This is a genomic window from Acidovorax sp. 100 (genome assembly GCF_003688355.1).
In the GTDB taxonomy this organism is placed as follows: Bacteria; Pseudomonadota; Gammaproteobacteria; order Burkholderiales; family Burkholderiaceae_C; genus Acidovorax; species Acidovorax delafieldii.
In genome coordinates this window covers 1242612-1262266 of record NZ_REFD01000001.1, presented here as the reverse complement: position 1 = coordinate 1262266, position 19655 = coordinate 1242612, and the positions used below count along the sequence as shown (strand labels likewise).

Annotated in this window: 20 protein-coding genes; 9 read left to right on the top strand and 11 right to left on the bottom strand. The window is 63.5% G+C overall.

Features of this window, described 5'->3' with window-relative positions; translation table 11 throughout:
* Nucleotides 1-51: 51 nt before the first annotated feature.
* Nucleotides 52-708, bottom strand: coding sequence for a TetR family transcriptional regulator (locus C8C96_RS05955; RefSeq protein ID WP_121941748.1), 657 nt, complete (start codon nucleotides 706-708; stop codon nucleotides 52-54).
* Nucleotides 709-894: 186 nt separating this feature from the next.
* Here C8C96_RS05955 and C8C96_RS05950 point away from each other — a divergent pair, with 186 nt between their 5' ends.
* From C8C96_RS05950 to C8C96_RS05935, 4 genes are all read left to right on the top strand, one after another.
* A complete protein-coding gene (locus C8C96_RS05950) occupies nucleotides 895-2190 on the top strand; it encodes an efflux RND transporter periplasmic adaptor subunit (protein ID WP_121941747.1) in 1296 nt (431 codons plus the stop codon).
* Nucleotides 2191-2203: 13 nt separating this feature from the next.
* A complete protein-coding gene (locus tag C8C96_RS05945; RefSeq protein WP_121941746.1) occupies nucleotides 2204-5359 on the top strand; it encodes an efflux RND transporter permease subunit in 3156 nt (1051 codons plus the stop codon).
* The gene (locus C8C96_RS05940) at nucleotides 5352-6785 is read left to right on the top strand and encodes an efflux transporter outer membrane subunit (RefSeq protein WP_121943897.1); all 1434 of its coding nucleotides are present in this window, start codon (nucleotides 5352-5354) and stop codon (nucleotides 6783-6785) included. Before C8C96_RS05945 ends, C8C96_RS05940 begins: the two co-directional genes overlap by 8 nt.
* A 155-nt stretch (nucleotides 6786-6940) precedes the next feature.
* A complete protein-coding gene (locus C8C96_RS05935) occupies nucleotides 6941-7801 on the top strand; it encodes a cytochrome c5 family protein (protein ID WP_121941745.1) in 861 nt (286 codons plus the stop codon).
* A 152-nt stretch (nucleotides 7802-7953) separates the two neighbouring features.
* On the opposite strand, the gene C8C96_RS05930 is transcribed toward C8C96_RS05935, so the two are convergent.
* From C8C96_RS05930 to C8C96_RS05920, 3 genes are all read right to left on the bottom strand, one after another.
* Entirely contained in the window at nucleotides 7954-8502 is a 549-nt protein-coding gene (locus C8C96_RS05930; protein ID WP_121941744.1) for a DUF2946 family protein, read from the bottom strand.
* Complete coding sequence (locus C8C96_RS05925; RefSeq protein ID WP_121941743.1) at nucleotides 8495-9508, bottom strand: YheT family hydrolase; 1014 nt, start codon at nucleotides 9506-9508, stop codon at nucleotides 8495-8497. The genes C8C96_RS05930 and C8C96_RS05925 overlap by 8 nt, the downstream gene beginning before the upstream one ends.
* Before the next feature lie 67 nt (nucleotides 9509-9575).
* Nucleotides 9576-10028, bottom strand: a complete 453-nt coding sequence (locus C8C96_RS05920; protein ID WP_056059073.1) for a nuclear transport factor 2 family protein — start codon at nucleotides 10026-10028, stop codon at nucleotides 9576-9578.
* A gap of 214 nt (nucleotides 10029-10242) precedes the next feature.
* Between C8C96_RS05920 and C8C96_RS05915 the strand changes: the two genes are divergently transcribed.
* The 5 genes from C8C96_RS05915 to C8C96_RS05895 all read left to right on the top strand — a co-directional run bounded on the left by C8C96_RS05915 (nucleotide 10243) and on the right by C8C96_RS05895 (nucleotide 13604).
* Nucleotides 10243-10854, top strand: coding sequence for a LemA family protein (locus tag C8C96_RS05915; RefSeq protein WP_121943896.1), 612 nt, complete (start codon nucleotides 10243-10245; stop codon nucleotides 10852-10854).
* 32 nt (nucleotides 10855-10886) lie between these two features.
* The gene (locus C8C96_RS05910) at nucleotides 10887-11810 is read left to right on the top strand and encodes a YgcG family protein (protein ID WP_121941742.1); all 924 of its coding nucleotides are present in this window, start codon (nucleotides 10887-10889) and stop codon (nucleotides 11808-11810) included.
* A gap of 104 nt (nucleotides 11811-11914) precedes the next feature.
* Nucleotides 11915-12352 carry a TPM domain-containing protein gene (locus C8C96_RS05905; protein ID WP_370107350.1) on the top strand — a complete coding sequence of 146 codons (438 nt, stop codon included), beginning with the start codon at nucleotides 11915-11917 and terminating at the stop codon, nucleotides 12350-12352.
* A gap of 578 nt (nucleotides 12353-12930) precedes the next feature.
* On the top strand, nucleotides 12931-13218 hold the full coding sequence (locus C8C96_RS05900; protein ID WP_056746105.1) for a hypothetical protein: 288 nt from the start codon (nucleotides 12931-12933) through the stop codon (nucleotides 13216-13218).
* Nucleotides 13219-13307: 89 nt separating this feature from the next.
* Entirely contained in the window at nucleotides 13308-13604 is a 297-nt protein-coding gene (locus C8C96_RS05895) for a hypothetical protein (protein WP_056062211.1), read from the top strand.
* Between the two features lie 291 nt (nucleotides 13605-13895).
* Here the strand turns inward: C8C96_RS05895 and C8C96_RS05890 are convergent, their stop codons facing one another.
* From C8C96_RS05890 to atpE, 7 genes are all read right to left on the bottom strand, one after another.
* Complete coding sequence (locus C8C96_RS05890; RefSeq protein ID WP_015012216.1) at nucleotides 13896-14312, bottom strand: F0F1 ATP synthase subunit epsilon; 417 nt, start codon at nucleotides 14310-14312, stop codon at nucleotides 13896-13898.
* 75 nt (nucleotides 14313-14387) lie between these two features.
* Nucleotides 14388-15794, bottom strand: coding sequence for a F0F1 ATP synthase subunit beta (atpD, locus tag C8C96_RS05885; protein ID WP_056058846.1), 1407 nt, complete (start codon nucleotides 15792-15794; stop codon nucleotides 14388-14390).
* Between the two features lie 33 nt (nucleotides 15795-15827).
* Nucleotides 15828-16694: a F0F1 ATP synthase subunit gamma gene (gene atpG, locus C8C96_RS05880; protein WP_056058853.1), complete on the bottom strand. Its 867-nt coding sequence runs from the start codon at nucleotides 16692-16694 to the stop codon at nucleotides 15828-15830.
* Nucleotides 16695-16712: 18 nt separating this feature from the next.
* Nucleotides 16713-18266 (bottom strand): F0F1 ATP synthase subunit alpha, encoded by a 1554-nt coding sequence (gene atpA / locus C8C96_RS05875; RefSeq protein ID WP_056058856.1) that lies wholly within the window; start codon nucleotides 18264-18266, stop codon nucleotides 16713-16715.
* A 42-nt stretch (nucleotides 18267-18308) separates the two neighbouring features.
* Nucleotides 18309-18851: a F0F1 ATP synthase subunit delta gene (locus tag C8C96_RS05870; RefSeq protein WP_056058859.1), complete on the bottom strand. Its 543-nt coding sequence runs from the start codon at nucleotides 18849-18851 to the stop codon at nucleotides 18309-18311.
* 10 nt (nucleotides 18852-18861) lie between these two features.
* Nucleotides 18862-19332 carry a F0F1 ATP synthase subunit B gene (locus tag C8C96_RS05865; RefSeq protein WP_056058864.1) on the bottom strand — a complete coding sequence of 157 codons (471 nt, stop codon included), beginning with the start codon at nucleotides 19330-19332 and terminating at the stop codon, nucleotides 18862-18864.
* Nucleotides 19333-19366: 34 nt separating this feature from the next.
* Complete coding sequence (gene atpE, locus C8C96_RS05860; RefSeq protein WP_015012210.1) at nucleotides 19367-19636, bottom strand: F0F1 ATP synthase subunit C; 270 nt, start codon at nucleotides 19634-19636, stop codon at nucleotides 19367-19369.
* Nucleotides 19637-19655: the final 19 nt, after the last annotated feature.

Sequence of the window (19655 nt, the reverse complement as noted above, 5' to 3'; positions counted from 1 at the left end):
GCCTTTGATTATTGCACGCGGCAAGCATCCAAACAAACAAAGCCCTGGCGCTCAGCCCCCACAGGATGCAGCAGGCACTTTCGTACCGACCAGCGACAACCCCACACCACGCAAAAATGCGTCGGTGCTGGCGCCACCTACGCCAATGAGATCAAAGCCACCATCATTCAGAATCCAGTTGCGGATCAGCCCATCAAAAAGGGCATGCAGGCTGATGGCCGCGCCCATCGCCGACATCGACAGCACCACCCCTTGCGACTCAGCAGCCAGCGCAAAGTCGCGCGCCAGCTGCTGCGTAAACCCTTCGGAGGCAGCCACATGGCGCTCGCGCAGCCCCATCAGCTCGTTCACGTATTCCACCTTGTACAGCGCAATCTCGAAAACCCTTCGGGTGTGCTCGTCCGAGGCCACACTGCGCAGCACCAGCGCCATCACCGCCCGAAGGCGTTGCACAGGATCAGCGCAAGTGCTGTCTTCAAAACTGGCAAAACCCTGCTCCAGCGGCAGCGTGACACGGTCCATCATGGCGCTAAACAGGTCCACCTTGTCCTTGAAGTGCCAGTAGATCGCACCACGCGTGGCTCCCGCAGCCTGGGCAATATCACTCAGCGATGCGCGGGACACCCCTTTTTCCCGAAACACCAACTCAGCCGCATCGATCAACCCGTTGCGGGTTGCGATTGCATCTTCTTTTGTCCGGCGCGCCATAGTCAAACATCCTGTTGAGTCTCCAAAACCCCTACGACTGCCTAGGGGCATCTGCAGCAGTCAACAATTATACATTCATGTCTGTATGTATAATTTCTGATCAAACTGTCGGGGCATTGAGCGAAGCGCTCTAGACCTCCCACTTTTTTCCAGATCCCTTTTTTTGACGCCCACCAAAGGACTCTCATGCCTCAACTGCGTGACGCATCCGGCACCCCTTACTTGCGTGCCACCACCACCCGACGAGTGCTTTCGCTGGCTGCCATCAGCGCAGCGGTACTGCTTGTGTCCGCCTGTGGCAAGGCCGATGGACAGGCCGCCGGGGCAGGCGGTCCCAAGCCGCCCCCGGTCGAAGTGGGAGTCGTTACCGCCACGCCCGGCGACGTGGGGCTGATCACAGAACTGCCTGGCCGCGTGGAGGCGTCTCGGGTGGCCCAAGTGCGCGCACGGGCCGCCGGCATCCTTCAGCAGCGCGTGTTCAAGGAAGGTAGCGACGTCAAGGCCGGACAAGTGCTGTTCCGCATTGATCCCGCTCCCTACGCCGCAGCGGCAGAGAGCGCGCGCGCCAGCCTCGCCAAGGCCCAGGCCAATCTGGCACAGGCCAGCGCACAAGCTGAGCGCTATCGCCCCCTGGTTGCAGCCAATGCCATCAGCAAGCAGGACTTTGTGAACGCCGAAGCGGCCGAAAAACAAGCCCAGGCCGACGTGGCGGCCGCCAAGGCCGCAGTGCGCACCGCCGACATCAACCTCAGCTACGCCAGCGTGACCGCTCCCATCTCTGGCCGCATCGGTCGCGCACTGGTCACGGAAGGCGCCCTGGTGGGCCAGGGCGAAGTGACCGCCTTGGCCGTGGTGCAGCAAATCGACCCGGTGTACGTGAATTTCACCCAATCGGCCGCGGACGTGTTCCAGCTGCGCCGTGCCATGGAAAGCGGGCAATTCAAGCGCGCGGGCGGCGGACAGGGGGCCAGCGTCAAGCTGGTGCTCAGCGATGGCTCTGAATACGCACAAGCCGGCAAGCTGCTGTTCACAGATTTGTCGGTGGACTCCACCACCGGCCAGGTCACCCTGCGCGCCGAAGTGCCCAACCCCAAGGGCGAACTGCTGCCCGGCCTGTACCTGCGCGTGCGGATAGAACAGGCACAGGCCAGCAACGCCATCACCCTGCCCCAGCAGGCTGTCACGCGGACCCAGCAGGGCGACACGGTCAGCGTGGTTGGCGAGGACGGCAAGGTGTCCCAACGCACCGTCAAGATCAGTGCCGCGCAGAACAACCGCTGGGTGGTGCTGGACGGGCTGAAGGCGGGAGAAAAAGTGATGGTGGACGGGTTCCAGAAGCTGCAGATGCTGCCTCCCGGAACCCCGGTAAAGCCCGTCCCATGGCAAGCGCCAGGCACGCCTGCGCCGGCAGCGGCGACCGCCTCCGCGCCCACCTCCGCAGAGGCGCCGGCCGCACCTGCTTCGGCCGCATCCAAGCCATAAGGGGCAATCCAGCATGGCCAAATTTTTCATTGACCGCCCCATTTTTGCGTGGGTGATTGCGCTGTTCATCATGGTGATGGGCGGCGTAGCCATCACGCAGCTACCTATTGCCCAGTACCCGCCGGTGGCGCCACCGTCCATCGTCATCAACGCGGCCTACCCCGGCGCGTCAGCGCAGACCCTCGAAGACAGCGTGCTGTCGGTGATCGAGCGCGAGATGAACGGATCCCCAGGGCTGATCTACATGGAGTCGGTGGCGCAAGCCGATGGTTCCGGCAGCATCACGCTGAGCTTCCAGCCTGGCACCAATGCCGACCTGGCACAGGTGGACGTGCAGAACCGGCTCTCGCGCGCCTCGCCGCGTCTGCCGTCTGCCGTGACGCAGCAGGGCGTACGCGTGGACAAATCGCGCTCCAACTTCCTGCTGTTCACCATGCTGTCGTCCACCAACCCGGCCACAGACACCGTGGCCCTGGGCGACTATGCCTCGCGCAACGTGGTGCCCGAACTGCAACGCCTCAAGGGCATTGGTCAGGCGCAACTGTTCGGCACCGAGCGGGCGATGCGTATCTGGATCGACCCGGCCAAGATGCTGAGCTACAACCTGTCAGCCGCCGAGATCACCGCTGCCATCCGCGCCCAGAACGCGCAGGTGGCCAGCGGCACCATTGGCGACCTGCCCAATGTTGCGGGCCAGGGCATTGCCGCCACTGTGGTTGTCAACGGGCAGCTGTCCAGCGTCGAGCAGTTCGGCAACATCGTGCTGCGTGCGAACACCGATGGTTCCACCGTGCGCATCAAGGATGTGGCGCGTGTGGAACTGGGCGGCCAGGCCTACGCCACCGCTGCGCGCCTGAACGGCAAGCCCGCCGTGGGCATCGGCGTTCAGCTGTCGCCCAGCGGCAATGCGCTGGAGGCAGCCAAGGATGTGCGCGCCAAGATGGATGAACTCTCGCGCTACTTCCCCGAAGGCATGAGCTGGAGCATTCCTTACGACAGCTCGCGCTTCGTGGACATCTCCATCAAGCAGGTCGCAGAAACCCTGGTCGAGGCCGTGGTGCTGGTGTTCCTGGTGATGTTCGTGTTCCTGCAAAACTGGCGCTACACCATCATCCCGACCATCGTGGTGCCGATTGCGCTGCTGGGCACGTTCGCCACGCTGCTCGCGCTGGGCTTCTCGATCAACGTGCTCACCATGTTCGGCATGGTGCTGGTGATCGGTATCGTGGTGGACGATGCCATCGTGGTCGTGGAGAACGTCGAGCGCATCATGAGCGAAGAAGGCCTGTCTCCAGTGGAGGCCACCCGCAAAGCCATGCGCCAGATCTCGGGCGCCATCATTGGCGTGACGGTGGTGCTGATCTCGGTGTTCGTGCCGCTAGCCTTTTTTGCAGGCTCCACCGGCAACATCTACCGCCAGTTCTCGGCGGTGATGGTGGCCTCCATTGGCTTCTCCGCCTTCATGGCACTGTCGCTCACGCCGGCGCTGTGCGCCACCCTGCTCAAGCCCGTAGAGGCCGGACATCACCACGAGAAGACCGGCTTCTTTGGCTGGTTCAATCGCGGCTTTTCGCGCACTGCCAAGGGCTACGAAGGTTTTGTGGCGCGCATCCTCCGTCGCGCTGCGCGCTACTTGGTGATCTACGCCGCCATCATCGGCGCCGTGGCGGTGGTCTACATGCGCCTGCCCACATCGTTCCTGCCCAGCGAGGACCAGGGCAACATCATCGTCAACGTGCAGTTGCCACCCGGCGCCACGCAAGAGCGTACGCTGGCTGTGATGGAGCAGGTCGAAGGCTTCATCTTGAAGCAGCCCGAAGTGCAGAGCATGGTGGGCGTGCTGGGCTTCAGCTTCTCCGGCCAGGGGCAGAACGCGGCCCTCGCGTTTGTGACGCTCAAGGACTGGAGTGAACGCCATGGCCCAGGCCAGTCGGCGCAGGACGTGGCCAACCGGGCCTTCGGTGCGCTGATGGGCATTCGCGATGCGTTCATCTTTCCGTTGAGCCCACCACCCATTCCTGAGCTGGGCAACGCCAGCGGCTTCACGTTCCGCCTGCAAGACCGGGGCGGCGCAGGGCACGAAGCTTTGGTGAAAGCACGCAACCAGTTGCTGGGCATGGCATCGCAGAGCAAGGTGCTGACGCAGTTGCGCCCCGATGGTCTGGAAGATGCGCCGCAGCTGCAAATCGACATTGACCGTGACAAGGCCAACGCGCTGGGCGTGCCCTTCGACGCCATCAACTCTGCGCTCTCCACAGCGCTGGGTTCCAGCTATGTGAACGACTTCCCCAACCAGGGCCGCCTGCAGCGGGTGGTGGTGCAAGCCGATGCGCCAGCGCGCATGCAGCCTGACGATCTGCTGCAGATCAATGCCACCAACAGCCAGGGCAAACCGGTGCCGCTGTCGGCGTTCGCAACCACGCGCTGGGTGACAGGCGCGCAGCAAACCGTGCGCTACAACGGCTACCCCGCCATGCGCATCTCCGGCTCGCCCGCACCGGGCTACAGCACGGGGGCTGCGATGGCCGAGATGGAGAAGCTCGCTGGCCAACTGCCCCAAGGCTTTGGCTTTGAATGGACCGGCCAGTCGCGCGAAGAAAAGCTCGCAGGCTCGCAGTCGCTCATCCTGTACAGCTTTGCCATCCTGGCGGTGTTCCTGTGCCTGGCCGCGCTGTACGAGAGCTGGTCGATCCCGCTGGCCGTGATCCTGGTGGTGCCCCTGGGCGTGCTGGGCGTGCTGCTGGCCACGTTGCTGCGTGGCTATGCCAATGACGTGTACTTCCAGGTGGGCCTGATCACCATCATTGGCCTGTCGGCGAAAAACGCCATCCTGATCATCGAGTTCGCTAAGGACCTGCAGGCCCAAGGCAAGGGCGTGATCGAGTCGGCGCTGGCCGCTGCACACCTGCGGTTCCGCCCCATCGTGATGACCTCGATGGCGTTCGGCCTGGGTGTGCTGCCACTGGTGATTGCGTCGGGCGCCGGCTCTGCCAGCCAGCGGGCCATCGGCACCGGCGTGCTGGGTGGCATGGTCACCGGCACCGCCCTGGCCGTGTTCTTTGTGCCCGTGTTCTTTGTGGTGGTGCGCAGCCTGTTCAAGGGCAGCGCACGCCAGCAGGAAATGAACCGCCGCCATGCAGAAGAAGCAGGAGTTGGAACCCATGACTAATCACCGCCGCCCCCCCCTGGCGCTGGCAGCGGCCGCAGCGGCGGCGTTGCTGGCGGGCTGCTCGTTCATTCCGACTTACGAGCGTCCTCAGCCTCCCGTCCCTGCCACTTACACCGGCGCCGCAGCGACAACTGACGGCGCAGCGGTTCAGCCGGGCGCCACCGTGCCCTGGCAGAACTACTTTGCAGAGCCACGCCTGCAACAGCTCATCGACATTGCGCTGGCCAACAACCGCGACCTGCGGGTGGCCATGCTCAACATCGAGCAGGCCCGGGCCACCTACCAGGTGCGCCGTGCCGACCTGTACCCGGGTGTGGGCCTGGCGGCCAATGCCAGCCGGGCGCCCGCTGCGGGCACCGGCAACCTGACCAACTCGTTCAGCGTGGGCCTGGCCGTATCTGCGTGGGAGATCGACTTCTTTGGCCGCATTGCCAGCCTCAAGGAACAGGCGCTCGCCCAATATCTCGCCACCGAAGAAGGCCGCAACGCCGCCCAGGTGAGCCTGGTGGCGGCGGTGGCCAATGGCTGGCTGACGTTGCTGGCCGACGAGGAGCTGCTGGACCTGTCGCGCCAGACTCTCGCCTCGCGCGAGGAATCTGTGCGCCTGACCAAGATGCGCCTGGACGCGGGCGTGGCCTCCGAGCTCGACTTCCGCCAGGCAGAGTCGCTCACCCAGGCGGCGCGCGCCACGCTAGCACAGCAACAGCGCCAGCGCGCGCTCGACGAAAACGCGCTGGTCCTGCTGCTGGGCCAAGCACTGCCTCAGGACGTGCGCGCCAGTTTGGCCGGTGGCAAGCTGGCCGACGCGCCTGCGATGGCACCGTTGCCTGCCGGCGTGCCGTCGGAGCTGCTCACCCGCCGGCCGGACATCCGCCAGGCGGAGCAGCAACTGATTGGCGCCAACGCCAACATCGGCGCTGCGCGGGCCGCGTTTTTCCCGCGCATCTCCCTGACGGCGCAGGCAGGTACAGCTAGCGGCGAGCTGTCCGGCCTGTTCAAGAATGGCTCCTGGGGCTTCACCATCGCGCCGTCCCTGCTGCTGCCCATTTTTGACGCGGGCCGCAACCAGGCCAACCTGGACAGCGCCCGGGTCGGCCGGGAGATTGCCGTGGCGCAGTACGAAAAAGCCATCCAGACCGCGTTCCGCGAGGTATCGGATGCACTGGCGGGGCAAGCCACGCTGGGCGAACAGGCCCAGGCCCAGCAACAGCAGGCCCAGGCAGAGGCCGCGCGCCTGCAGCTGGCCGACCTGCGCTACCGCAACGGCGTGGCCAGCTATCTGGACCTGCTGGACGCACAACGCTCGCTGTTCACGGCCCAGCAGGCAGTGGTGCAGGTGCGGCTGGCGCAACTGCAAAACCAGGTGTCGCTGTACAAGGCACTGGGGGGTGGAGCGCCCGACACCAGCGCCCAACTCCCCTCCTGACGCCCTGCGCGGGAGCGAGCGCAGCCCCTGGGGCGCTACGCTCGCTCTGGGGCAAACCCGTGGTTGTCTGCATCCAGCGGGGATGGGAATAACCATCCCCGCAGATATAATTTAAGGTTGATTACACCGAAGCCCCCGATACACCTGAGGACGACATGAGCGACAACCACCACGAAGAAGCCCATACCGGCCCGATCAAGAACCCCAAGCAGTTGCTGGTCGCGGTACTTTTCTCGTTTGTGATTCCGATCTTTGCCATCATTGGCTTGGTCCTGTATGTGACGTCGGCGGACAAGCCCGCTGCCGGTGCCGTCAACCCCGAAAAGGCCATCGCCGAACGCATCCAGAAGATCGGCATGGTCGAAGTGCGCGACGCCAACCGCCCCCTCAAGAGCGGCGAAGAAGTATTCAAGGCCCAGTGCTCCGCCTGCCATGCTTCCGGCGCTGCGGGTGCCCCCAAGTTTGGTGATGCCGCTGCCTGGGCTGCGCGCATTGGCACCGGGTTTGAAGCCCTGGTGCAGTCGGCCCTGAAGGGCAAGGGCGCCATGGCCCCCCAAGGTGGCGGCGACTTCAACGACACCGAAATCGCTCGCGCTGTGGCCTACATGGCCAATGCGGGTGGGGCCAAGTTTGCCGAACCTGCTGCTCCCGCAGCCCCTGCCCCAGCCGCTCAGGCAGACGCAGCACCAGCCGCCGCTCCTGCACCAGCACCCGCAGCAGCCCCTGCAGCTGCTGCGCCCGCTGTAGCGGTAGCTGCCGCACCTGCAGCCGCCGCAGCAGGCGCTGGCGAGGCTCTGTACAAGCAGGCTTGCCAGGTGTGCCACGCTGCCGGTGTGGCCGGTGCTCCCAAGTTTGGTGACAAGGCCGCCTGGGCCGCTCGCCTGCCCGCAGGCATCGACGCGCTGTACACCAGTGTCGCCAAGGGCAAGGGCGCCATGCCTCCGCGTGGCGGCTCCCAAGCCTCTGACGCCGATCTGCGCGCCGCGGTGGAGTTCATGACAGCCGCCGCCAAGTAAGGCAGCGCCTTACCCTGCACGGGCGGGGTAGAACCCTCACCCAGAAAGCCGGTCCTTGCGACCGGCTTTTTTTCGTCTTGCAGGTTATCCAGTGCCGTGGTGAGCCGCTCTGAGTGCCTGCAACTCCGGGTTGAAGGCGGTGGGGTGGAGCTTCAGGTTAGCCGCGACGCGCCAGCTTGCGGCCAGGCGCGCGGGCTGCAGACATACCCGTAGCGTGCCGGAAGGTCCTGCGCCTGTACGTCCTGCGGCGTCCAGCGTCCGTCAGTCACTGCCTCTGCAGCCAGTGCCACATCCAGCGTGTGCACCAGCCCCAGGCCCAGGTCTGTCTCCAGGTACACACGGCCCTGCTCGTCCAGCAGGCAGTGGCGAACCGACGCCTCCCGGCCCGTATGGCTGATGGCGCGCAGGTCTTGCGGCTGCAGACGCCACACCCAGGGAGTGGCCTCCAGCTCGACATACACGCGCTGGGGGCCGTTCTGAAAGAACCACTGACCCTGGTCGTCATGCTCGTAGTTGCGGGCTATGAACGCGATGAGCTTGTCGTGCTGCAGCAACGACCCTTTGCTGTGCGGAAACGTACCCGCTGCCTGCACCGCGTCGTCGCGCAGATACCAGTGGCCGCGCGCATCCAGGCCCAGCCAGCCATAGCAGTCGGGCACGTTGGGCCATTTGGCCAGTGCCTGTTTGACGATGTCATCCATGGACGGATTGTGCGCCGTGCAGCGCCAGCGCGCCACTGTGCTCGGCCAGCCACCCTCCCACGGCGTCGGGCATGGCGCGCACATGCCCCGGTGGCAAGCCGCGCGGGAACCCCACATGCCCGCCATGCGGCGGCTGCCAGAGCGTCACATGGCGTCCCACCTCGCGCACGCCCGGCAGGCTGCCAGCGGGCACAAAGGGGTCATTGCGCGCGTTCACCACCAGCGCCGGAATACGGATGCGATGCAGCAGCGGCTTGGCCGACGCGCGCAGCCAGTAGTCCTCGGTGTTGCGAAACCCGTGGACCGGCGCGGTGAACACGTGGTCGAACGCGTACAGGTCCCGCGCGGCCAGCAGCGCCTGCCGGTCAAACAGCCCCGGGTGCTGGGCCAGCTTCTGCAGCGCCTTCGGCACCAGGGTACGCATGAACATGCGCGTGTACACCAGCCGGTTGAAGCCGCGCCCAATGGCATGGCCGCCCGCCGCCAGGTCGATGGGCGAGCACACGGCCGCCACCGCATCCGCGCTGCGCGCAGCGTCAGTGCCCACTTCGGCGGCCCAGCGCAGCAGGGCGTTGCCGCCCAGTGACACCCCTACCGCCATCAGCGGCCCCTGGTGGTGCACACGCAGCTGCTGCAGCATCCAGCCGATCTCCGCATGGTCGCCCGAGTGGTAGGCGCGCGGGGCACGGTTGATCTCCCCGCTGCAGCCGCGAAAGTGCGGCAGCGCGCAGGCCCAGCCGCGCTCGCGGGCCAGGTCGGCAAAGGCTTCGCAGTAATGGCTGCGTGATGAGCCCTCCAGCCCGTGGAACACCACCAGCAGCGGCCTGGGCGCGTCAGCCACCACACCGTCCTGGAGAAAGTCCACATCGACAAAATCGCCGTCGGGGGTGTCCCAGCGCTCACGGCGGTACTCGGGACGCGGGCCGAACACACGGCGTGCGTACAGCGCGGGCCAGATCGTTTGCAACTGGCCACCGGGGAGCCAGCGAGGCGCTATGTATTTCATAGCTATCAAGGCATATGTTGTCGGCGCATACAGGCAATTTGGCCCAAAATCCTCACGCAGGGGCCTCTCAATGCAGAACGGGGCGCTGCGCCAGCACATCCACCTGGGCGTCGGGCGCCACGCCCGGGCTGGCGTGGTGGGCCACCATGCGCCAGCCTTCGGGGGTCTTGTGGTACACGTTGGTGGCCATGACCACGGCCTGGTGCAGGCCGTCAGGCAGCATCACCTCGACCTGCTCGACCACGCTGTGCACGGCACTCGACAGCGCCACCACGCGGTGCACCTGCGCCGGCCGGGCACGCACCGTGCCATGGGAGAACATGGCCTCGAACGCCGCACGGATGGCGGCGGGCCCCAGCAGTCGCGGTCCGCCCGGGTGCACACAGACAATCTCGTCGTCGTCCGCCCAGCACGACATCAGCAGCTCGATGTCACCGCGCTGCAGCGCCTCATAAAACGCGGTTTCGGTTTCATCCGAAGAGCCACCCAGGGTGGCTGCTTTTGATCGGGCGCGGGGCATGTTAATTCTGGTGGTAAGTGGGTCGGAACGGCGTGACAGGTGCAACGCCAGCCTGCTATTGTGCGGCGGCGGTGCAATGCCTGGCTGCCCACCGATTTTGTACGCGCTCGGGCGGGGGCCCACCATCGCTGGTCTGCGACCAATTTGCGGACTGGCGCCCTCCGGTTTCTGGCACAGTCATCCCATTTCTCCATCGGCGGACTCCACCATCATGATGATCCAACGTCTACTTGCCCTCCTCACCTTGCTCGCCGCCACGCTCACGCTGAGCGGCTGCGGCTACAACGACTTCCAGCGCCTGGATGAGCAATCGAAGGCCGCCTGGAGCGAAGTGCTCAACCAGTACCAGCGCCGTGCCGACCTGGTGCCCAACATCGTCGCCACCGTGAAGGGCGAGGCCAACTTTGAACAGGAGACGCTGACCAAGGTGGTCGAGGCCCGCGCCAAGGCCACGGCCATCCAGGTCACGCCCGAGACGCTGAGCAACCCCGAGGCTTTCAGCAAGTTCCAGCAGGCCCAGGGAGAGTTGTCCAGCGCCCTGTCGCGCCTGATGGTTGTGTCCGAGCGCTACCCCACCTTGCAGGCCAACCAGGGCTTTCGCGACCTGCGGGTGACGCTGGAAGGCACCGAAAACCGCATCACCGTGGCCCGCAACCGCTACATCCAGACCGTGCAGGAGTACAACGTGCTGGCCCGCAGCTTCCCCACCAACCTCACGGCCATGGCCTTCAGCTACGCCCCCAAGCCCAGCTTTACCGTGGCCAACGAGGCGCAGATTTCCGTGCCGCCCACGGTGGACTTCTCCGCATCCAAGGCCAAGCCCTGAATACCCCTTGCAGGGCCTGATGTGAGCTGAATATGCTGCTAGCGCCTATTCGATATGCCCTGATAGCTATATTTTTTATAGCTGCATGGCCTATCTTTGGCTGGGCCCAATCGCAGCCGCTGGCTGTGCCCCCGCTGACCGGCCACGTCATTGATCAGACCGGCACGCTCAGCGCCAATGACATCCAGGCGCTCGAGGGCCAGCTCGTCGCCCTCGAAAAGTCGCGCGGCTCGCAGATCGTGGTGCTGATGGTGCCCACCACCGCACCAGAAGACATCGCCGCCTATGCCAACCGCGTCGGCAACCAGTGGAAGATCGGGCGCCGCGACGTGGGTGATGGTGTGCTGGTGCTGGTGGCCAAGAACGACCGCAAGATGCGCATCGAGGTTGCCAAGTCTTTAGAAGGTGCCATCCCCGACATCGCAGCAGCACGCATCATCGACGGCGCGATGAAGCCCCGCTTTCAGCAAGGCGACTTTGCCGGCGGCCTGAGCGCTGCGGTCACACAGATCGGCGCGCGCATTGCGGGCGAAGCCCTGCCCGCCCCGGCTGAGAGGTCCGCCCCTGCCGCTGGGGGCAGCAGTCATGGCCTGTTCGACTGGACGGACTTTGCCATCTTCCTGTTCTTTGGCGTCATGGTGGCCGGCCCGTTGGCTCGCAGCCTCCTGGGGGCTGCGCTGGGCGGACTGGCGGTAGGAGGCGGCGTAGGCGCCCTGGCGTTTGTGTTCACCTCCAGCCTGCTGCTGTCGGTGGGCGCGGGCATCATTGCGCTGCTCTACACCTGGCTTTTTGGCGGCAGCAGCGGCCCCATCAGCCTGGGGCATGGCGGCGGAGGTTCCGGGGGCTGGAGCAGCGGCAGCTCGGGCGGATTCAGCAGCAGCAGCAGTGACAGCGGCGGCTTCAGTTCCGGCGGTGGGGGCGATTTTGGTGGCGGCGGTGCATCGGGGGACTGGTGATGGGTGTTGAGAACAGCGCGCAACCAACGCACACGCTATGGCGTTCCATCTGGAGGCTCGTCCACCATCGCTGGCACGACGCCTTCGGCCGATCCGCCATCCCGTTGCAAGCACTGCAGCGCCTCGGCGCGCAGGTCGCTGCCAGCGAGCGGCAGCACACCGGGCAGATTCGCATCGTGGCGGAAGCGGGGCTCCCCTGGAGCTACCTGCGCCGTCACGCCAATGCACGCGAACGCGCGCTGATGCTGTTCAGCAAACACCGCGTGTGGGACACCGAACACAACAACGGCGTGCTGATCTACCTGCTGATGCCGGAACATGCGTTCGAGATCGTTGCCGACCGGGGCCTGGCACGGCATGTCCCACCCACCGCATGGCAGGAGATGGCGACGAAGATGTCGGCCCAGTTTCAGCAAGGCCACTACGAAGAAGGCCTGGCGCAGGCTGTGGGCGCGGTAGGCGCCCTGCTGGTGGAGCACTTTCCGCGCGCCACTGATTCGCCCTCCGTCAACGAGCTACCCGACGCGCCGCTCCTGCGCTGAATACCGGCTGGCGGCCATCCCGAGCATCTACAAGGCGACACGCATCAGAGCGCCCAGAGGGCGGCCATTGTGTGTATGGGCGGGCTGCGGCTCAGCCTGACGGTACATTCAGTTCAGCCGCAAACTGCTTTCCATGGGCATCGAATTGAACACCCCACATCGAGCCCCTGCAGGCCACATCGCTGAGCTAACCCGCTGACTCTGCGCAGGTGCGCCCGTCACACGCCTTCGGCTCTACAGCTCTGCAGATCTGCAGCTCTGCAGCTCTGCAGCTCTGCACTCTGCCACCGTCCTGAATATGTACCCGGGTTATCCATCAGTAGGTACCTATCTCCGGCCGAACCAGTGCCCCAAGCCAACGGACTTGTCCTCATCCCACCTTCATTGTTTCCAATACTGGAACAGTTAGTTCGCGACCCGGTGGTTTTTCTCTGCACCCCACCGGCGTACAGTTCATCCCATCGATGAGCCGAACCCGCAAGGCGACTCACCGAACCCGGTCCCAAGCAGCTTTCTTTGTTTTTGGCGCTTTGTTCCGGTTTTTTGAGCCGCTTCTTTAACTTCAAGGATTTTTCATCATGAACAACACCGCACGTTTCCTGTCTATCGCCGCTGTCGCCGCTTTCGCTTCTTTTGGTGCCCAGGCTGACGAAGCCGATGCTTCGCAGTTCGCCACCAAGTTTGAAACCAACCGCACCCGCGCTGAAGTGGCTGCCGAAGCCGCTACCGTGGCCCAGACCCGCTCGATCGAGCCCGCTGGTTCGCGTGTGGTGACTTACAAGTCCACGGCTGACCGTGCTGCAGTGCGTGCACAGGCTGCTGAAGCAGTGCGTACCGGCCAGATTTCTTCGGGTGAGCGCGGCTGATTCACCAGGGGCGGCTGAATCTGCCGCCCTGGTTGTGCCGTATCTCTCAGTACCCAAGTCCTCTTTTTAGAATTTTCCGGAGTTTCACCATGAACAAGTCTGTCCGTTTCCTGTCCGTTGCTGCTGTCGCCGCTTTTGCCGCTTTTGGTGCCCACGCTGATGAAGCCGATGCTTCGCAGTTCGCCACCAAGTTCGAAACCAACCGCACCCGTGCTGAAGTGGCTGCAGAAGCTGCTACCGTGGCCCAGACCCGCTCGATCGAGCCCGCTGGTTCGCGTGTGGTGACCTACAAGTCCACGGCTGACCGTGCTGCCGTGCGTGCCCAGGCTGCTGAAGCCCTGCGCACCGGCCAGATCTCTTCTGGCGAAATCGGCAACGCGATGTAATTGCGAAGGCCCCATGCGGACCGCATGAGGGCTTTGTGAAAATTGCCAATGTAAAAGGCCGGGGCCCTGTGAGGGGCCCCGGCCTTTTTTTAGTCTGGCGGGCAGCCGTTTCGTGTCGGAGCAGCGCTAAAAGTCACCGACCATCCACATCAAACGGAACTCATGGCAATCCACGGCTGGGGGAGCGTATGCATCATGGCAAGGCCAATGCTGGAGGGCATACACACGGCGCAGAAATAAAAAAACCCGGCATTGCCGGGTTTTTTGCCGCACAGGAGTGCTCGCTAAAGCTTACTTCTTCTGGCGGAACTTGCGCAGTGCCGCAATCTGGGCTGCCATAACAGCCAGCTCGGACTGAGCCTTGGCCAGATCGATGTCGCTCTTGGCGTTCTTGAGCGCTTCTTCGGCTGCAGACTTGGCTGCGTTGGCCTTCTCGTCGTCCAGGTCCTTGCCACGGATGGCGGTGTCGGACAGCACGGTCACGCAGTTGGGTTGCACTTCCAGAATGCCACCGGCCACGAAAACGAACTCTTCGCCACCGTCAGCCATTTCGATGCGCACCGAGCCCGGCTTGATGCGGGTGATCAGCGGGGTGTGGCGGGGGTAGATGCCCAGTTCGCCAGCTTCGCCTGGCAGAGCGACAAAACGCGCTTCACCGGAGAAGATGGACTCTTCGGCACTGACCACATCAACGTGGATGGTGTTCATCATTGCTCCTAGGAAAAGGTGGGTTGCTTGATTGCTGAAGGCCGCGCTGCCACGGGCTGCCCGGCCGACGGCTCATCAGGCCACCTTCTTGGCCTTTTCGAAGGCTTCGTCAATGGTGCCCACCATGTAGAACGCTTGCTCTGGCAGGTGGTCGCACTCGCCGTTCACGATCATCTTGAAACCGCGGATGGTTTCCGACAGGGGAACGTACTTGCCTGGCGAACCCGTGAACACTTCGGCCACGTGGAAAGGCTGCGACAGGAAACGCTGGATCTTGCGAGCGCGGGCCACGGCCAGCTTGTCTTCAGGAGCCAGTTCGTCCATGCCCAGGATGGCGATGATGTCGCGCAGTTCCTTGTAGCGTTGAAGCGTACCTTGCACGGCGCGGGCCGTGGTGTAGTGGTCTTCGCCCACCACGTTCGGGTCCAGCTGGCGGCTGGTGGAGTCCAGAGGATCCACGGCGGGGTAGATACCCAGCGAAGCGATGTCACGCGACAACACCACGGTGGAGTCCAAGTGAGCAAACGTCGTGGCAGGCGATGGGTCTGTCAAGTCATCCGCTGGCACATACACGGCCTGGATGGAAGTGATCGAACCGACCTTGGTGGACGTAATACGCTCTTGCAGGCGGCCCATTTCTTCGGCCAGCGTAGGCTGGTAACCCACGGCGGAAGGCATACGGCCTAGCAGAGCGGACACTTCGGTACCGGCCAGCGTGTAGCGGTAGATGTTGTCCACGAAGAACAGCACGTCACGGCCTTCGTCACGGAAGGATTCCGCGATGGTCAGGCCGGTCAGGGCCACGCGCAGACGGTTGCCTGGGGGCTCATTCATCTGGCCGTACACCATGGCGACCTTCGAGTCTTCGAGCTTCTCGAGGTTCACCACGCCGGAATCGGCCATTTCGTGATAGAAGTCGTTCCCTTCACGGGTACGCTCGCCCACACCAGCGAACACCGACAGACCACTGTGGGCCTTGGCGATGTTGTTGATGAGTTCCATCATGTTCACGGTCTTGCCCACGCCGGCGCCGCCGAACAGGCCCACCTTGCCGCCCTTGGCGAACGGGCACACCAGGTCGATCACCTTGATGCCGGTTTCCAGCAGCTCTTGCGATGGCGACAGTTCGTCGTACGCAGGGGCCTTGCGGTGGATGGATGCCGTCAGGTCCTGGCTGACCGGACCGCGTTCGTCGATGGGCGTGCCCAGCACGTCCATGATGCGGCCCAGCGTCGCCTTGCCCACAGGCACAGTGATGGGGTTGCCGGTGTTGGACACCATGATGCCGCGACGCAGGCCGTCGGACGAACCCAGGGCAATGGTACGCACCACGCCGTCGCCCAGCTGCTGTTGCACTTCCAGCGTCAGCGACGAGCCTTCGAGCTTCAGGGCGTCATAAATCTTGGGCATCTGGTCGCGGGGGAACTCCACGTCCACCACAGCGCCGATACATTGAACAATCTTGCCTTGCACTTGAGCCATTTTTCGCTCCAATAAAGTAGTTTGTTGAGCTGCTTACACAGCAGCGGCGCCAGCCACGATTTCCGAAAGTTCTTTCGTGATCGCTGCCTGGCGCGTCTTGTTGTAGACCAGCTTCAACTCGCCAATGACGCTGCCGGCGTTGTCGGTGGCAGCCTTCATGGCCACCATGCGCGCCGACTGCTCGGACGCCATGTTTTCCGCAACCGCCTGGTAGATCAGGGACTCGACATAACGGACCAGCAGCTCGTCGATGACGCTTTGCGCATCGGGCTCATAGATGTAGTCCCAGCCGTGTTCCGTCTTCTCAGCCTGCATCTGCTCGGAGGACAGGGGGAGCAACTGCTCCACCACCGATTCCTGCTTCATGGTGTTGATGAACTTGGTGTAGCTCAGGTACACCGCGTTGATCTTGCCTTCTGCGTATGCATCGAGCAGCACCTTCACCGGGCCAATCAGCTTGTCCAGGTGGGGGGTGTCGCCCAGACCCGTCACGTGCGAAACCACCTTGGCGCCCACACGGTTCAGGAAACCCAGGCCCTTGTTGCCAATCGCCACGGCTTCGGTCGAGACGCCAGCACCTTGCAGTTCACGCAGCTTGGTCGTCACGGCACGCAACACGTTCGTGTTCATGCCGCCACACAGACCCTTGTCTGTGGTGATGACGATGACGCCAGCGGTCTTGGCATCGTTCACTTTCATGAACGGATGCACGTACTCTGGGTTGGCCTTGCCGAGGTTGGCTGCAATGTTGCGGATCTTCTCGCTGTATGGGCGGGCAGCCCGCATCCGGTCCTGCGCCTTGCGCATTTTGGATGCGGCCACCATTTCCATGGCTTTGGTGATCTTCTTGGTGTTTTCCACCGATTTGATCTTGCCGCGTATTTCCTTGCCTGCTGCCATGATGGCTCCTCGTCCGGTTTAAGCGAACGACTTCTTGAACGCGGCGATCGCTGCGGTCAATTCGGCTTCTGCGTCCTTGTCCATGGCCTTGGCCTGCTCCAGCTTGGCCAGCAAAGCGGCGTGGCTGGTCTTCAGGAACTGGTGCAGGCCGTGTTCGAAGTCGAGCACCTTCTTGACGTCGATGTCGTCCATGAAGCCCTTGTTCACAGCGAACAGCGTGGAAGCCATCAGCGAGATGGGCAGCGGGCTGTACTGTGCCTGCTTGAGCAGTTCGGTCACGCGGGCACCGCGGTCCAGCTGCTTGCGGGTGGCTTCGTCCAGATCGGAGGCAAACTGCGCGAACGCAGCCAGTTCACGGTACTGGGCCAAGTCGGTACGGATACCACCGGACAGGTTCTTCACCAACTTGGTCTGGGCTGCACCGCCAACGCGCGACACCGAGATACCGGCGTTGATAGCGGGGCGGATACCGGCGTTGAACAGGCTGGTTTCCAGGAAGATCTGACCGTCGGTGATCGAAATCACGTTGGTAGGCACGAAAGCGGACACGTCGCCAGCTTGCGTCTCGATGATGGGCAGTGCCGTCAACGATCCGGTCTTGCCCTTGACTTCACCCTTGGTGAAGGCTTCGACGTAGTCGGCGTTCACGCGGGCTGCGCGTTCGAGCAAACGGCTGTGGAGATAGAACACGTCGCCAGGATAGGCTTCGCGGCCTGGTGGGCGGCGCAGCAGCAGGGACACTTGGCGGTAGGCAACGGCTTGCTTGGACAGATCGTCATACACGATCAGCGCGTCTTCACCGCGGTCGCGGAAGTACTCGCCCATCGTGCAGCCCGAGTAGGCCGACACGTACTGCATGGCGGCCGATTCGGAAGCCGATGCGGCCACCACAATCGTGTACTCCATGGCGCCGGCTTGTTCCAGAGCGCGCACCACGTTCTTGATCGAAGAAGCCTTCTGACCAATAGCGACGTAGATACAGGTAACGCCCTGACCCTTCTGGGCAATGATGGCGTCGATGGCGACGGCCGTCTTGCCGGTCTGGCGGTCACCAATGATCAGCTCGCGCTGGCCACGGCCCACGGGCACCATCGAGTCGATGGACTTCAGGCCGGTCTGCAGAGGCTGGTCCACCGATTTACGGGCGATCACACCAGGAGCAACCTTTTCGATCACGTCGGTAAGCTTGGCGTTGATGGGACCCTTGCCGTCGATCGGCTGGCCCAGCGCATTCACCACGCGGCCGATCAGTTCGGGGCCGACCGGCACTTCCAGAATACGGCCCGTGCACTTCACGGTGTCGCCTTCGGAGATATGCTCGTACTCGCCCAGAATCACGGCGCCGACGGAGTCGCGCTCAAGGTTCAGCGCCAGACCGTAGGAGGGCTGGCCGTCCTTGGTCGCGGGGAACTCGAGCATTTCGCCCTGCATCACGTCCGACAGGCCATGAACGCGCACGATACCGTCGGACACGGACACCACGGTACCCTGGTTGCGGATATCGCTGCTGGCGGCCAGACCTTCGATGCGGCTCTTGATGAGTTCAGAAATTTCTGCGGGATTGAGTTGCATGACTCTTTCCTTCTTTCTTTGGTTCGCTGTCCTCGCCGCGCATTACGCGATGAGGGCCGCTTTCATTTGTTCAAGACGGGCCTTGACCGAAGTGTCCAGCACCTCGTCACCCACCACTACGCGAATACCACCGATCAGGGACTCATCCAGCTTCACAGCGAGGTTGAGCTTGCGGCCGAAGCGCTTTTCCAGCGCTGCGCTGACCTCAGACAGTGCAGCACTGTCCATCGGAAATGCGCTGTACACCACGGCATCCGAAGATCCGTTGCGACGATTCACGAGGGCACGAAACTGCGCAGCCACTTCCGGGAGCGCATCAATGCGTCCGTTGTCGATGACTGTGCGCAGGAAATTTTTGGCCATATCCGGCAGGGCCGAGCGGGCGACCCCGGTGAATACAGCGAACACCTGGTCTGCCGTCACCTTGGGGTTGTCCGCCAACTGACGCAGCTGGGGGTTGGCGGCAATCGCCGCCAGTTCGTCCATCCAGGCAGCGGTGCTGCCCAGATCGACGCCCGCGCCCGCAGTGGCAGCCTTGAACAAGGCATCGGCGTAAGGGCGGGCAATGGTGGCGAGTTCAGCCATGTGTGTCCCCTTACAGCTCGGTCTTCAGGCGGTTGAGCAGGTCGGCATGGACGCCAGCATTGACTTCCTTGCGGAGAATCTGCTCGGCACCCTTGACGGCCAACGCTGCCACCTGCTCACGCAGGGCTTCGCGGGCTTGGACCGTCTGCTGCTCGGCTTCAGCGCGGGCAGCAGCAACAATCTTGTTGCCTTCCTCTGTGGCGCGGGCCTTGGCTTCTTCGATGATGGCCTGGGCACGACGGTCGGCGTCCGCAAGACGCGAGGCCGTCTCGTTGCGCGCCTGTGACAGTTCCTTCTCGACGCGCTGGTTGGCAGCGGTCAGTTCGGATTTGGCACGGTCGGCAGCTGCGAGGCCATCGGCGATTTTCTGGGCTCGCTCATCCAGCGCCTTCGCGATCGGGGGCCACACGAATTTCATCGTGAACCACACGAGGATCAGGAAGACGATGGCCTGAACGAACAGGGTCGCATTGATACTCACGGCAACACCTTTCTAAAGTGGCGTTGAACGGGAATTACTTGGGCAGGTTGGCCAAGAGCGTGGAAACGAAGGGGTTGGCGAAAGCGAACAGCAGAGCGATAGCCACGCCGATCAGGAACGCAGCGTCGATCAGACCAGCCAAGATGAACATCTTGGTTTGCAGTTCGTTGATCAGTTCAGGCTGACGTGCCGACGATTCGAGGAACTTGCCACCCATCAGGGCGATGCCGATGGAAGCGCCGATAGCGCCCAGACCAACGATCAGACCACAAGCCAGAGCGACGAGACCGAGAATGTTTTCCATGATGACTCCTGAGTTAAAA